This window comes from Faecalibacterium sp. i25-0019-C1 (genome assembly GCF_042854225.1).
GTDB lineage: Bacteria > Bacillota > Clostridia > Oscillospirales > Ruminococcaceae > Faecalibacterium > Faecalibacterium taiwanense.
The window spans coordinates 615,487-630,750 of the sequence record NZ_AP031428.1; the positions used below are offsets into that span (position 1 = coordinate 615,487).

A 15,264-nucleotide genomic window follows, 5' to 3' on the forward strand; every position below is an offset into this window, starting at 1 on the left:
TGATACTGCGCTTGCCCGCTCTTTTCCCAAAAGGACATGAGAAGTGACCGGAGAAGATGAGAGGATCGAAATGGAGATCAGAAAACGAAACGGGGAGTCTGTTCCCTTTCAACAGGAGAAAATTTTCAACGCCATGAAAAAGGCGTTTGACGGACAGGGCAAGGAGATCGGGAGCAGAGAGATGGATGAGATCCTCGCCACCGTTCTCAACAATCTCTCCGTCACAGTGCCGCTCACCGTAGAACGTGTGCAGGACGAGGTGGAGCGAACGCTCATGGAGCGCGGACACTATGAGGTGGCCAAGGCGTACATCCTCTACCGCGAAAAGCGGTCTGCGCTGCGCCGTGTCCGGCATACCATCGCGCGGACGGTGGGGGATGACTCGCTTGACGAGGTGCTGCGCCGCATCCAGATGGATTTTACCGAGGAAGTCTACTCCCTCGCGGCGCTTCAAATGAAGTTTGAGAGTTTCTGTCGTCTGGGCATGACGGAGGATGAGCGGGCTGAGGCACTGACCAAGGCGGCGGTAGAGCTGACTACGGCAGAGGCACCCAAGTGGGAGTTCATCGCGGCGCGGCTTCTGAACCACTCCTTTCGCTGTCGCAACGCACAGGAATGGGAGGGGCGCGGCGTCTGCGACCTCTATGGCAAGCTTCGCTATCTGACGGATAAGGGACTCTACGGTGACTATATCCTTGCCCACTATACCCACGAGGAGATTGCCATGGCGGAGGACTTTCTCTGCCCGGAACGGGACGAGCTGTTCACCTACTCCGGCCTTGACCTGCTGCTCAAACGCTATGTGATCCAGTCGCGCAGCCGCGTGCCGCTGGAAACACCGCAGGAGATGTTTTTGGGTATCGCGCTGCATCTTGCTATGAACGAAGGCTCTGACCGCATGGGGTGGGTAAAACGCTTTTACGATATGCTCAGCCGTATGGAGGTCACGATGGCGACACCTACCATGTCCAACGCACGAAAGCCCTACCATCAGCTTTCAAGCTGCTTTGTGGACACTGTGCCGGACAGTCTGGACGGCATCTACCGCTCGCTGGACAACTTCGCAAAGGTCTCTAAATTCGGCGGTGGAATGGGGATGTACTTCGGTAAGGTGCGCGCTGCAGGCAGCACCATCCGCGGCTTTCAAGGGGCGGCGGGCGGTGTTATCCGCTGGATCCGGCTGGTCAACGACACCGCCGTGGCGGTGGATCAGTTGGGGATGCGGCAGGGCGCTGTGGCGGTTTACTTAGACGCATGGCACCGGGATCTGCCGGAATTCCTTCAACTGCGCACCAACAACGGCGACGACCGCATGAAGGCACATGATGTGTTTCCCGCCGTGTGCTATCCGGATCTCTTCTGGCGACTGGCGGAGGAGAACATAGACGCACCGTGGCATCTCATGTGTCCGCATGAGATCCTCACGGTCAAGGGCTACGCACTGGAGGATTACTGGGGTACAGAATGGGAGAAGCGGTATCTGGACTGCGTCAATGACCCGCGCATCGAAAAGCGCAGCGTCACCGTCAAGGACATCGTGCGGCTGGTGCTTCGCTCGGCAGTGGAGACCGGCACACCCTTCGCTTTCAATCGCGACAGTGTAAATCATATGAACCCAAACGGCCACACGGGAATGATCTATTGCTCCAATCTCTGTACGGAGATCGCGCAGAACATGGCACCCATCGAGCACATCAGCACTGAGGTGCACACGGAGAACGGCGACACAATTGTGGTGACGGCCACACGCCCAGGTGAGTTTGTGGTCTGCAACCTGGCGAGTCTGTCTCTCGGTAATCTGCCGGTGGAGGACGAGGCCTATATGGAACGCACGGTGGAAACGGCCATCCGCGCACTGGATAATGTGATCGACCTCAACTTCTACCCGTTGGAATACGCGCGGCTTACCAATCAGAAGTACCGCAGCATCGGCCTGGGCGTCAGCGGCTACCACCACATGCTGGCAAAGCGCGGCATCCACTGGGAGAGCGATAAGCACCTTGCCTTCACCGACGCAGTGTTCGAGCTCATCAACTACGCCGCCGTCAAGGCGGACACAGCTCTGGCACGGGAAAAGAGTCGTTACGCGCTCTTTGAGGGCAGCGACTGGCAGACGGGCGCGTATTTTGAAAAGCGGGGTTATACCTCCGAAAAGTGGCGGGCGCTTGCGAAAACGGTGGCGGTGCAGGGAATGCGCAACGCCTATCTGCTGGCGGTCGCACCGACCTCCAGCACATCTATCCTCTCCGGCACGTCGGCGGGTATAGATCCAATTATGAAGAAATTCTTTTTAGAGGAAAAAAAGGGCAGCATGCTGCCCCGCGTTGCTCCAGAGCTTTCTATGGACACATGGTGGTACTATAAGGCAGCGCATCTAATCGACCAAAGCTGGTCGGTACGCGCCGCGGGCCTTCGCCAGAGACATATTGACCAGGCGCAGAGCATGAATCTCTATATCACAAACGACTATTCCATGCGTCAGGTGCTCAGACTGTATTTGGAGGCGTGGAGGGCCGGCGTCAAGACCATTTACTATGTCCGCAGCAAGGCCCTTGAGGTCGAGGCCTGCGAAAGCTGCTCGTCATAAGGAGGATAGCATGACGGAACTGAAGAAAAAGCCCCTCTTTAACCCGGAGGGCGACCCTGATGTGCGCCTGCGGCGCATGATCGGCGGCAATACCACAAACCTCAACGACTTCAACAATATGAAGTACGCTTGGGTCAGCGACTGGTACCGGCAGGCCATGAACAACTTTTGGATCCCTGAGGAGATCAATCTCTCGCAGGATGTGAAGGACTATCCACGCCTGCTGTCAGCCGAGCGCAGCGCCTACGATAAAATTCTGAGTTTTCTTGTCTTTTTGGATTCCATTCAGACAGCGAACCTGCCTAATATCGGCGCCTACATTACCGCCAACGAGGTCAATCTCTGCCTGTCCATTCAGGCGTTTCAGGAGTGTGTCCACTCACAGAGCTACAGCTATATGCTCGACACCATCTGTTCCCCCGTGGAGCGCAATGACATCCTCTACCAATGGAAAACGGACGAGCATCTGCTGCGCCGCAACACCTTCATTGGGGACTGCTACAACGAGTTTCAGGAGCGGAAGGACGCTCCCACGCTGCTGCGCGTGATGATGGCAAACTATATTTTGGAGGGCATCTATTTTTACAGCGGCTTTATGTTCTTCTACAATCTCTCCCGAAACGGGAAGATGCCCGGCTCGGCGCAGGAGATTCGCTACATAAACCGCGATGAGAACACGCACTTGTGGCTGTTCCGCAATATCATCACGGAGCTGCAAAAGGAGCAGCCGGAGTTATTCACCGTCGAGAGCGTACAAGCGCTGCGCAAGATGATGCGTGAGGGCGTGGAGCAGGAGATCGCATGGGGGCATTATGTAATCGGCGACGACATCCCGGGGCTGAACCGGCAGATGATCAGCGATTACATCCGCTATCTCGGCAACCTCCGCTGGACGAGCCTTGGCTATCCTGCATTGTATCCAGGCTTTGAGAGCGAACCGGAGAGCATGGAATGGGTCAGCCAGTACGCCGACGCCAACATGGTCAAGACCGATTTCTTTGAGGCACGCAGTACCGCCTACGCCAAGAGCACCGCACTGATAGACGATTTATAAGAAAACCAAAGACATCAGAATAGGAGATACTACTATGAATTACAGCGCTATGATTCAAAATCGCAGATCCGTTCGCGCATTCCGCGAAAAGGAAGTTCCGAGCGAGGCTATCGGCCAGCTCCGATCCTACTATGAAAAGACCTGCCCCCGTCTTGTCCCGGAGATTGCAACGGAGTTGATCGTCTTGGACAAGGATGCACAGCCGGCGCTGGAGAGCTCAGCGGGCTATAATCAATTTCTCATCGGAGCACCGCACTACCTGCTCCTTATGTCTGCCCCGCATTCCTATGCGGCCATCAACGCCGGCTACATGATGGAAGATCTCGTCCTCAAGCTGACTGAGTTGGACATTGACACCTGCTGGATGACCTTCACCGACAGCGACAAAATCAAAAAGGCACTGTCTCTCGCCACCCCGTTAGAGGTGGCGGCAATCGTTGCCTTTGGCTACGGGGAAAAGACCGCAAAAAAGCTGCGGCTGAATATCCTAAGTATGTCTCAGATCGATGTGCGGGCCGAACAGCAGTACTACGCGCCCAAAAAGGGCGTGCACGATTTGGTTCACATGGGGAGCTGGAGCAACAAGTCTGGGCTTGACGAGATGATGGACTTCTACGACGATATGCTCTGGCAGTCCTTCTACGCCGCTTCGCTCTCCCCCAGCTATCTCAACCGTCAGCCCTATGGCTTCCTTGTGCAGGATCACAGCATCTATTTGGTGCAGCAGGAGGATGCCTACACCGATAATTTGGATGCCGCATTGGATCTCGGTATTGTCATGCTCCACTTCTCCGCTGTCGCCTCCCAGTGGGCGGGGCAGGTACACTGGGAACTTTCACCTGCTGCGCCCGACGGCCTGCCGGAAGGACTTCGCTCCGCTGCGGTGTACCACATGTAACGACTCTGGGGGAAGCAAGGCAACGGTAAAATGCGCGACCGCCGATCCGCGGTTGAGCGTATGTTTCATTAGAAAAGAAGAACCTATCAGTCAGAGTCTGAGTAAGGAAAATAGGAGGTATTTTTTATATGGCTATCCAAACGGTAACAGATGCCATCCGCTATGTAGGGGTGGATGATAACACATTGGCACTCTTTGAAAACCAGTACCCCGTCCAGCCTATGGGAGTGAGCTACAACTCCTATGTCATTCTGGATGAGAAGATTGCCGTGATGGACAGCGTGGACGCACGGGCAACGGAAGAATGGCTTTCCAATGTGGCGCGGGTGTTGGAGGGGCGCAGCCCCGACTATCTTGTGGTCACACACATGGAGCCGGATCATTCCGGCAGCCTCATGCGGCTGGCACAAAAGTACCCGGAGATGAAGATCGTGGGAAACGCGAAAACATTTACCCTGATCAAGCAGTTCTTCGGCACAGGTGCATTGTCGGAAGACCGTATGCTGGAGGTTGGCGAAAGAGATACGCTTTCCTTGGGTTTGCACCGGCTGCGCTTTCTGCTGGCGCCGATGGTACACTGGCCGGAGGTGATGACGGCGTATGAGGAAACGGAAAAAATCCTGTTCTCGGCGGATGCCTTCGGACGCTTTGGCTCACTGGAACGGACTGCCCGTGCCCCCTGGGTGCCGCAGGCCCGACGGTATTATTACAATATTATCGGGAAATATGGCGCACAGGTGCAGGCTCTGCTGAAAAAAATCTCCGCGCTGGAGATCAAAACGATCTGCCCGCTCCATGGCCCCATGCTCACAGAAGACTTGGGGGAGTATCTGCGGCTCTATGATCTCTGGTCACAATGGAAACCGGAAGAACCGGAGGGCATCCTGATCGCTCACGCATCGATCCATGGAAATACTGCCCATGCGGCGAAGACCCTCAAGAGCAAGCTGGAGGGCAAAGGTGCGCAAGTCACCATATGCGATCTGACGGCAACAGACCTTTCCTACGCTGTTGCCAGTGCATTCTACTGCGGGAAGTTGGTTTTAGCCAGCTCCACCTATGACGGAGGACTGTTTCCGCCCATGAGGGAGTTTTTGGAACATTTACGGACAAAGGGATTCCGAAACCGCCGGGTTGGCCTTATTGAAGACGGCTCTTGGGCACCTGCTGCCGCGCGGCTGATGCGCACCAAATTGGAGGAGATGAAGGATATCCACCTTTACGAAACGGTAGTGTCTCTGCGTGGTGCATTGAACCAAACCAGCGAAGCGCAGATGGACGCTCTGGTGGCTGAGCTCTGCGCAGAATAAGCTGCAACAAACCGCAGCTATTCTCGTACAGATGATGGTCTTACTCATCTGCTTTATGTCCCAAGGGCAGAGTACCGTCATCTCAGGTTGAGGTCACGATGTGGTGTGGGGCGAGACCGGAGTCTTGAGAATACCCAAACAAAGGAAAGGAGCTGGCAGATATGGCAGCTATGAACATGAATCAGGAGCAGTTTGAGCAGGCGATCCGGGAGGAAAAGCCCGTTTTGGTGGATTTCTGGGCGCCCTGGTGCGGCTACTGCCGGAGGATCGGCCCCGCGTATGAGAAGATCGGAGAGGAATACGCGGACAGCCTCGCCGTCGGCAAGATCAACATTGACGAGGAGCCGCGGCTGGCGGGGGCCGAGGGGATCGAGGACATCCCAACTCTGGTGCTGTACCGGAACGGAAAGGCCGTGGATTCCATCACCGCGCCCGGCTCAAAGGCAGAAATCGACCGTTTCATTCAGGAAGCCTTGGCGAAATAACGGAGGGTTCAGATATGAACAACAATCATGTTTATGATATGCTCGTGGTGGGGGGCGGACCGGGCGGCTACACCGCCGCCCTGTACGCGGCACGGGCGGGGCTGGACACCATCGTGCTGGAAAAACTGTCCGCCGGAGGGCAGATGGCCCTGACCGAGCAGATCGACAACTATCCTGGCTTTGAGGACGGGATCGACGGCTTCTCTCTGGCGGAGAAGATGCAAAAGCAGGCGGAGCGCTTCGGGGCACGCAGCGAATACGCAGAAGTCCTCCGCATGGATCTGACGGCGGTTCCAAAGCTCGTGGAGACCAGCGAGGGGATCTTTCTGGGGAAAACCGTGGTGCTGGCCACCGGTGCGAACCCCAGAACGCTGGGCGTGGCCAGAGAGTCGGAACTGGTGGGCCGGGGCGTGGCCTACTGCGCCGCCTGCGACGGGATGTTTTACAAGGGCAAAACGGTGGTCGTGGTGGGCGGCGGCAATTCCGCCGCGGCAGATGCCCTCCTTCTCAGCCGCGTGGCGAAAAAAGTGATCCTCGTCCACCGCAGAGACACCCTGCGGGCCACCAAGATCTATCACGAGCCGCTGGCACAGGCCGAAAACGTGGAATTCCGTTGGAACAGCGTCGTTTCCGCGCTGCTTTCCGGGGACAGGCTGACCGGCGTCCGCCTGCGGGACACCGTCACCGGTGAGGAAAGCGTGGTGGACTGCGACGGCGTATTTGTCAGCGTGGGCCGACAGCCCGCCACGGCGCTGGCGGTGGGTCAACTGGCGCTGGACGGCGGCGGCTATATCGTGGCCGGAGAGACCACGGAAACCAGTATTCCCGGCGTATACGCCGTGGGCGACGTGAGGACGAAGCCCCTCCGTCAGGTGGTCACCGCCGTGGCGGACGGCGCGGTGGCAGTCCACATGGCGGAGAAATATATCGCGGAAAACCGATAAGGGAGGTAGATTGAAAAAGCCATGTTTAAGGTCAGGCCGGATACGACCGCAGTGGGGATGCCGACATATCTGCAAGGCAAACTGCCAGACTGATGGTAGATAAGATAACCCATGTAAGATCGGGAGATATGTTGTCTCTCCATATCCAGTCCACACAACAGTGAGCAACTGAACACAAAACACAGCCACAGATGTACTCTGCGGCTGTGTTTTTATGCGTAGTATTACCGCGTGACAAGCGGTTTTACTGTGACGGCGTCACATAATTTGAGAAAATCGGCTTCGAGGCAGCTTTTGGAGCACAAGCCCTTTGTGCTTGTTGACAGAGAAAAAAATATAGGTATAATAAAAGCAAAATAATAAGAGTCATTCTTGCATTTGGAGAGTTGGCGGTACGCCAAAATACGCAGAGGAGATATTGGCCGCCGTAACGGAGCTGCAACAGCATCCCAAGGCGGAGCAGGTGTTCCTGGAGATGAAAAGGGAGCATCCCAGCATCGCTCTGGGTACGGTATATCTGCCCCCATGCCGGGAGCAGGAAAAGACAATCTTATGGAGGAGAAGTATCATGAACGCTAACGTATCTCTTCTGCTCAACGAGCAGATCAATAAGGAGTTCTACTCCGCCTATCTGTATCTGGACTTTGCCAACTACTACGCCGCCGTCGGACTGGACGGCTTTGAGAACTGGTACCGGGTACAGGCGCAGGAGGAACGTGATCACGCCATGCTGTTTTATCAGTATTTGCAGAATAACGGCGAGGACGTCACCTTTGAGGCTATCGCAAAGCCGGAGTGGGAACGAGGCGACCACATGGCCCCGCTGAAAAAAGCCCTGGAACACGAGATGCTGGTCACCGCCAGCATCAATGCCATCTACGCCGCCGCATACGAGGTCAGGGACTTCCGCACCATGCAGATGCTGGACTGGTTCATCAAGGAACAGGGCGAGGAGGAGAAGAACGCCGCTGACCTCATTACCAAGATGGATCTGTTCGGCGGTGACAGCAAGGGGCTGTATATGCTAAACAGCGAGCTGAAGGCACGGGTCTACACCGCGCCCTCGCTGGTGCTGTAAGCCCCGCGTGTCTGCGGGCTTTCGCATCAGGCAAAAGGCAGACTACATGGCGTAGATGAGGCCGCTGGCGAAGGCATCGCCGCCGCCCACGCGGTCGAGGATATTAATGCCGGTTCCGCCTATGCCCATTACCGATTCAGCTTGCTTTGTGACACGAATGTACGGCAACATTTTTATCTGCCGATAACTCAACCTGCGTCAATCGAACGCTGCAATGGAGATGGCGGAGAACAGTTTGCGCGTACGAGCGTTCAGCTCAAGCAATGCTTCGTTCTCTCAGCACATCTTCATTGTAGCTTAGGTTTGGGCATCTGTATAGCTCACTGGCTGTGAACTTCTCAGAACCAACACCATTGTAGCAAGCAGTGCATTCGTGCGCACAAATGCAAATTTTGCGTTGCAAAATGCTTGTTGGGAAATCCCAAACCCTTTCTGATCTGCACCGTTCCGGTGCAGGCTGCGCATTCTTTCCGAACGCTATTGAATGTGTCAATGCACACTCTCTCCGAAAATCCGGGGCGCTTTTTGGTGCAAGCGTCAATGGCATAATTCCTAAGTTCATGATAGAATAGGTGCGTTGTGTGCCTGACACATGAAAACGGAAAGGACGATGCAGAAATGGAGCAGCTTTATCTGATGCCCGGTGAGGAACGCTACACAAAGTTTCGGGATGAGAACGGTGTGCCCAAAATCCGTTACACCTACTGCTCCCTGCACGGCAAGCTGTTCAATTGCGTGTGCCGCTCAACAGATGAAGCCCAACGGCTGTGTGAAGATTGGCTCGTAACGCAGGATCGCTGCTACATAAACTAAAAAAGTCGCCGAGGATTCCGCCCCATGAAAGGGTTAGAATCCTCGGCGACTTTCGTTTATCGGGTCTGCTGCTTTTCCTGTGCGTCTTTTTCTTCTGTGAAGAACAATTCAATATTTTTCTGTGCCTTTACCAACTCCTGCATTTCTTCTCGTGCCTTGCGATAGTCCGGGTAGGCTGCTTTCTTTTGGGTCAGAAGATCGGAATACTCTGCATTCAGTGCTTTGACCTTCGGCAGCTTTTTTAAGCCAGTTTCATCGAAAGCGGCCTTGGCTACTTTGTGCAGTGTGATTTCTTCCCGGTGAGTATCCAGAAACTTTTTGCTATATCCCGCTTTCCGGTAGGCATCGTAGACTGGGTGGGTCTTGGCGTAATTGACGATGTGCGTTTTCAGCACAGCAATTTCCGCCATCCGTGTTTCGGCGGCTTTGATGGAATCTCCCAGCTGGTGATATTTTTCTGTTGCCGCCGCTGCGCGTTCATTCAGTTCATCTGTGCTGCCAATTTTGTGCTCCTGCAAGAAAATCAGCGTCTTGGACATTTCTTTCAGATTATATTTTTTCGCCCATCGTGCATAGCCTTCGCTTTTGCCCTCGGAGAGCTTTGCCTGAATGTTAACCAGCAATTGGAACGGTTGCTCTTGGGGCGGCTGCTTCTGGTGGGGATGGTGTTCTGCTTTTCCTGCAATCACTGCTTTCAGTTCGTCCTCGCTATAGCCTGCGCCCAGCGTTTTGAATCGGATGAACCGTTTTTGTCGTGCGCCCTTGACGGAAGTGTATTTTCCACGCTTGACCTCATAACCCTGTTGTTCCAGTTTTTGCAGAAAATCTTCGTAATCCTTGGGCTTTTCTGCAAGGATACTGTCGATGATGCCACACAGCCTATCACGATTGCTTTCTTTGGGTGGATAGAGGGTACGTTTCTGCCGTTCCCGGTAGGGCTTTATTTCAATAACAGAGAGTTGATGCTCCAGACAAATCAAGTCGCTCAACCGCTGAACGGCCAGTGCCGAAAAGAAAAAATCCCGGAACTTTTTTGAACCGTCCAATGCGGTGGAGTTGAAAATCACATGGTTATGGATGTGGTGACGGTCCGTGTGCGTTGCCACCACAAAGGCGTGTTTGCCCTTGGTAAAGCGCATGGCTAGTTCGTAGCCCACCTTGTTGGCTTCTTCGGCGGTGATCTCGCCGGGTTTGAACGACTGCCGGATCTGATAGGCAATCACGTCACTTTTCTGTCTGCGCCCGGTAGCAAGTTCATACTGCCGCTTGGTAAGCATAAATTCTTCATCGACTGTCAGAGGACTGCACTCGTGGCAACTCACCAATTCACCTTGCTCGGTCTTATCGGGGTTCTGCACATAATCTGTGCGGCTTTTCAAACAGGCCGCAACGGTCTTTCCCTTATTCTTGTGCAATGCGATCAATCGTGTCGCAGCCATCACGAATCACCCCCTATAAAATGAAAATGCCGCCCGAAGGCGGCAAAGGATTAAAACTATTTCTTACAGTTCTGCAAGCCATTCACTAAAACGCCCGATACCCTCGGTGATGGCAGTTGCACCGAAAAAGAGGATGAAGCAGATGAACTCGGACACCAGCAGGATAAGAAACTGATCCCAAGTTTGACGGCAGGCGGTGTAGATGCCGCAGCCGAAGATGTAGAGCATCAGCGGAGCAACCACATAGCTGGACAACGTGAGCAGCCACTTTGCCATGAGAGCCAAAAACGCCACAAAGAGAGAAATCGGGAAAAGAACAACTTTCTTCAGCATAGACATCATATCAAGCACTTCCTTTCTGTTCGCCCTTATTATAAAGGTATCGACTACTACGTTGCAAGGATGTCAAGCATTATATGTACACCCGCAGTCCTCCAACTGCGGGAATTTTTATAGCTCTGCCAGCTTGGAAAGAATCTGCTTACCGATATCAATCAGTTCATCCAGCCGGGTGCGTAGATCGGCAAGGTCGGCAGAATAGATCTTGCCGCTTTCGTTGACGCGTTTTGCTACCTGATTCAAGTTGTTGCTGCAATTCTGGAGCAAATAAGCCATGCGCCGCAGCTGCGGAAGGTCGAGATTCAGGCAGTAGCCATCCAATGCCATTTTGCGGATATAGGCACTCAGGCTGTGGATGCCCATGCCATACATCTTATCTAAAATGCAGTTCCGTTCTTCATCAGTCACACGAATAAAGAGACGGTGTTCCCGCTTTTTCAAATTATCGGCCCTCCTTATCCAGATAGCTTTTGAACGGCTTAACAGGCTCTGGCTGATTGGCTTTTTCTTCCAGTGCAGACAGCACAGACGGACGAGTTGCGGGTGCTTCGGTTTCCTCTGCTTCTTCGGGAGCATCCTGCGAGGAACTGCGGTCACGGTCGATATTCAATAGAGCATTCAGTTCGGCAAGGCGAGCAGACTTTTCAGCCAGTTCTTCTTCCTGCGCGAAGGGCTTTGCCACTTCAACCTCTGCAGCCTGTTTCTGCTGCTCCAGATTTTGCAGAGCATTTTCGGCGTCTGCAATACGGTCCGTAAAGTTGTCGATGGCATTGTCCAGACGAGTGATATTGCCGCGCGCATCATCGCCCAGCGATACCGGGTAGCTCAACTCTGCCCGAAGAACGGCCTGATGCTCATTCTTAAAGCTGTCGAACCGAATATTCAGTTCAAAGCCACGGTAGGTGCCCAGCAACATCATGTCGGCATTAGGCATCTCCTGCCGAGCCAGCAAAAGCCGTTCGCCCGCAGCCTTTTTGTCATCGTACACCATGCCCTTGATAGTCATGCCGCAGAAGTTTTCTTTGTCCTGTGGGTGTGCTGCTGCAATCTGTGAATCCTGCTGCAAAGCAGCAATGCGGGTTTTCTGTTTCTGGATCTCCTCCGGGAAAGTTTTGAGCAGCTTATCCTCCAGACGATATTTCTGATTCTGGAAGTCTCCGCGCAGCACCTTCAATTTTGCTACCTGCACGTCCAAGTCCATCTTTTCCCGGATGCGAGGGTCGCCTGCACACAGAGCCTTGATTTCTGCGTAAGATAAAGCCTGTTCGTCAATATCATCGCAAGATCGCATAGGCGATTTGCTCGTCATGATCTGCGAGATAAACTTCTGTTTATTCTCAAGGGTCTGATAGAGGTAGGCGTCAAATGTCGATTCCGTGACGTAGTTATAGACGTAGACTTGTTTGTTTTGGTTGCCTTGGCGGATGATTCTGCCGTTGCGCTGGGTCATATCAGACGGACGCCAGCCTACATCCAGATGATGCACCGCTACGAGCAGCGTCTGGACGTTGGTCCCTGCTCCCATTTTGGCAGTGCTGCCCAGCAGCACACGCACCTGTCCGCTGCGTACCTTGGAGAAAAGTTCTGCTTTCTTGTTCTCCGTATCTGCGTTGTGGATGAACTCGATCTCCTGTTCGGGCACACCGGCGTTGAGCAGCTTGGTGCGAATATCATCATAGACGTTGAACGAACCGTCCCCCTTGGGAGTAGACATATCGCAGAAAATCAACTGGGTCAGCTTCTGCTCCTTGGTGTCGTTCCAGATGCGCAGGACGTTGTTGACGCAGGCATTTAACTTGCTGTTGGGGTCATCGGGCAGAGCGGAATTCATCAACCGCTGGTCAAGACCGATTTTGCGGCCATCCGACGTGATTTTCAACATATTATCCACAGAGGGGTCAACAGAACCGCTGTGGACTTCGGCTGCACGTTCGCTCAACGCCTGCACCATGTCCTGTTGGATTTCCGAAGGTTTGACCACCACCGTCTCAAATTTTGCATCAGGCACTGGGAGATGAAGCTGATCGCTGGTCTTGATATCCGCCGCTTCTTTGAACATCGCCATCAGTTCAGGTAAGTTGAAGAACTTCGCAAAACGAGTGCGTGCACGGTATCCGGTGCCTTCGGGCGCAAGTTCAATGGCCGTGGTCGTCTCACCGAAGGTGGATGCCCACGCATCAAAATGGGTCAGCCCTTTCTGCTGTAAGGTGTTGTACTGAAGATAACGCATCAGGGTATACATCTCGGTCATGCTGTTGCTCAGGGGCGTACCTGTTGCAAAAATCACGCCACGGCCACCGGTGATTTCATCCAGATAGCGACACTTGCCGAACATATCGCTGGATTTTTGTGCCTCGCTCGTACTCAAACCTGCGACATTACGCATTTTCGTGTACAAGTAGAGGTTCTTAAACGCTTGGCTCTCATCCACAAACAACCTGTCTACGCCCAATTGTTCAAACGTAACCACATCATCTTTACGGTCTGCGCCTTGCAGCTTTTCCAGTTTCTGTTTCAGAGACTTGCGCAACTTTTCCAGCTGCTTTACTGTGAAATGCTCGCCAACCTGTGCTTTCGCTTCTTCGATGGCCTCCTCGATTTCATCCATCTGTTCCTGAATCAGACGCTCCTGTCGTTCTGCGGACAAGGGTATCTTTTCAAACTGGCTGTGTCCGATGATAACCGCATCATAATCACCGGTCGCAATTCTCGCACAGAATTTTTTCCGATTACCGGGTTCAAAATCTTTCTTGCTGGTAACCAGCAGCTTTGCATTGGGGTACAGGCGTAAAAACTCGCTGGCCCATTGTTCCGTCAAATGGTTTGGCACGACAAAAAGACTTTTCTGACACAAGCCCAGACGTTTCAGTTCCATAGCGGAAGCCGCCATCTCAAAACTCTTGCCAGCACCGACTTCGTGCGCCAAAAGGGTGTTGTACCCATACAGCACATGGGCAACCGCATTGCGCTGATGCTCTCGCAAATTGATCTCCGGGTTCATGCCCACAAAATGAATGTGACTACCGTCATACTCACGGGGGCGGGTGCTGTTAAAAAGCTCGTTGTACTTTTTTACCAGTAGGGCGCGTCGCTGTGGATCTTTCCAGACCCAGCCAGCAAATGCGTCCTTGATGGCCTGCTGTTTCTGCTGGGCGAGGGTGGTTTCGTTTTGATTCAGCACACGCTTTTCTTTCCCATTCTCCTCGATGGTATCATAAACGCGGCTATCACGCAAATTCAAGGTGTCTTCCAAAATCTTGTAAGCATTGGCCCTGCGGGTACCGTAGGTTTCGGTGGCCATAATGTCACCAAAGCCAGTAGCAGATTTATTGCTGATCCGCCATTCGGAAGTGTAAGGGGAGTAGCGAACGGTGATGGCATTGTTGTAGCGGATACGATAGGGCGGCTGAAAAGTTTCCATCATGAACTGCTGCACAATAGAGGGGGCAAGCCATGTGGCACCCAGCCGCACATCAATTTCAGAAGCTTCCAAATCTTTGGGCTGCGCCTTAGTCAGTGCGTCCACATTGCCCTTGAACTCCGAGCGGCTTTCTGCAGCAAGTTGTGCCATCCGTAGTTTATCGCGCACATTACCCGAAAGGTATTCGTCCGCTGTTTGCCAGCCGGCTTCCGGGTCGTCAGCATCCGCAGCAGGGTCTTTGAAAATCACGCCGGACAATTCGGTGGTGATGCGCTCATAGTTACCGGGAGTGCCCAGCAGTTCTGCCATATAAGGCAGGTCTACTTTGCCATGCTCCCCGATGGACACTGCCAGTGCTTCGCTGGGGGTATCCACGCTGGTGACAATACGTTCTGGGCGAATCGTCCGCTTGGTGAACATATCTGCCTTAGATTTGAGATTTTTATTCTCGTCCAGATTCTCCAGCGAGCAGAGCAGATAATAGGAGCTGTCATCATCGAACAGGCGGGCATTTTTCTTGTCGTTGATCAGACCGTATTTTGCAGTAAACGCATCGTAGGCATAATTCAGCTTTGCCTGCGATGCCTTGATATCCTCGTCCGGGAAGTCATTCAACTGCTGGTCGATCAACTCGTTGACGATCTGCCGCAGTTCCACCATGCCAGCCACACGGCCTTTGGCGTTGTCGGACAGTTCAATCTGTGTCATGATGGAGTTCTCGCGGTAGTAGATTTCACCATCCACCACAGTATAGCTGAAATTCTTCACGGTAGGGTCTGCGGGCAGAGTTTTGCGCTGCACTTCCGCATCGGCAACGTCCGGAGCGGCAATCTCCACCGCAGTGTACTGGCCCTCGATGTGCTGCACCGCTTCGGTAAGCTGGTCTGCAAGGTTTG

General features: G+C 53.6%; 11 protein-coding genes and 1 pseudogene. 8 read left to right on the forward strand and 4 right to left on the reverse strand.

Translation table 11 applies throughout. The annotated features are described in order from the left end of the window. Window positions 1-70: 70 nt before the first annotated feature. The 8 genes from ACGHUK_RS02915 to ACGHUK_RS02950 all read left to right on the forward strand — a co-directional run bounded on the left by ACGHUK_RS02915 (window position 71) and on the right by ACGHUK_RS02950 (window position 9,169). Window positions 71-2,587, forward strand: coding sequence for a ribonucleoside-diphosphate reductase subunit alpha (locus ACGHUK_RS02915; protein ID WP_207699152.1), 2,517 nt, complete (start codon window positions 71-73; stop codon window positions 2,585-2,587). A gap of 10 nt (window positions 2,588-2,597) precedes the next feature. Beyond that, entirely contained in the window at window positions 2,598-3,641 is a 1,044-nt protein-coding gene (locus tag ACGHUK_RS02920) for a ribonucleotide-diphosphate reductase subunit beta (protein ID WP_256266875.1), read from the forward strand. A 34-nt stretch (window positions 3,642-3,675) separates the two neighbouring features. Further along, window positions 3,676-4,539, forward strand: a complete 864-nt coding sequence (locus ACGHUK_RS02925; protein ID WP_256266874.1) for a nitroreductase family protein — start codon at window positions 3,676-3,678, stop codon at window positions 4,537-4,539. Between the two features lie 128 nt (window positions 4,540-4,667). Then, entirely contained in the window at window positions 4,668-5,849 is a 1,182-nt protein-coding gene (locus ACGHUK_RS02930; RefSeq protein ID WP_154261241.1) for an FprA family A-type flavoprotein, read from the forward strand. A gap of 161 nt (window positions 5,850-6,010) precedes the next feature. Next, window positions 6,011-6,334 (forward strand): thioredoxin, encoded by a 324-nt coding sequence (gene trxA, locus ACGHUK_RS02935; RefSeq protein WP_154261239.1) that lies wholly within the window; start codon window positions 6,011-6,013, stop codon window positions 6,332-6,334. Window positions 6,335-6,348: 14 nt separating this feature from the next. Further along, window positions 6,349-7,278 (forward strand): thioredoxin-disulfide reductase, encoded by a 930-nt coding sequence (trxB, locus tag ACGHUK_RS02940; RefSeq protein WP_154261237.1) that lies wholly within the window; start codon window positions 6,349-6,351, stop codon window positions 7,276-7,278. A 568-nt stretch (window positions 7,279-7,846) separates the two neighbouring features. Continuing rightward, window positions 7,847-8,356: a ferritin gene (locus ACGHUK_RS02945; RefSeq protein WP_154256539.1), complete on the forward strand. Its 510-nt coding sequence runs from the start codon at window positions 7,847-7,849 to the stop codon at window positions 8,354-8,356. A gap of 618 nt (window positions 8,357-8,974) precedes the next feature. Then, window positions 8,975-9,169 carry a DUF3873 family protein gene (locus ACGHUK_RS02950; RefSeq protein ID WP_005924624.1) on the forward strand — a complete coding sequence of 65 codons (195 nt, stop codon included), beginning with the start codon at window positions 8,975-8,977 and terminating at the stop codon, window positions 9,167-9,169. A 56-nt stretch (window positions 9,170-9,225) separates the two neighbouring features. Here ACGHUK_RS02950 and ACGHUK_RS02955 read toward each other — a convergent pair whose 3' ends face one another. The 4 genes and pseudogenes from ACGHUK_RS02955 to ACGHUK_RS02970 all read right to left on the reverse strand — a co-directional run. Next, the gene (locus tag ACGHUK_RS02955) at window positions 9,226-10,608 is read right to left on the reverse strand and encodes a relaxase/mobilization nuclease domain-containing protein (protein ID WP_215675910.1); all 1,383 of its coding nucleotides are present in this window, start codon (window positions 10,606-10,608) and stop codon (window positions 9,226-9,228) included. A 63-nt stretch (window positions 10,609-10,671) separates the two neighbouring features. Next, on the reverse strand, window positions 10,672-10,950 hold the full coding sequence (locus tag ACGHUK_RS02960) for a hypothetical protein (protein ID WP_154261226.1): 279 nt from the start codon (window positions 10,948-10,950) through the stop codon (window positions 10,672-10,674). A 108-nt stretch (window positions 10,951-11,058) separates the two neighbouring features. After that, window positions 11,059-11,388 (reverse strand): plasmid mobilization protein, encoded by a 330-nt coding sequence (locus ACGHUK_RS02965; protein WP_154261224.1) that lies wholly within the window; start codon window positions 11,386-11,388, stop codon window positions 11,059-11,061. A gap of 1 nt (window position 11,389) precedes the next feature. Further along, window positions 11,390-15,259 (reverse strand): annotated as a pseudogene (locus ACGHUK_RS02970) (DEAD/DEAH box helicase family protein); the annotation flags it as partial. Window positions 15,260-15,264: the final 5 nt, after the last annotated feature.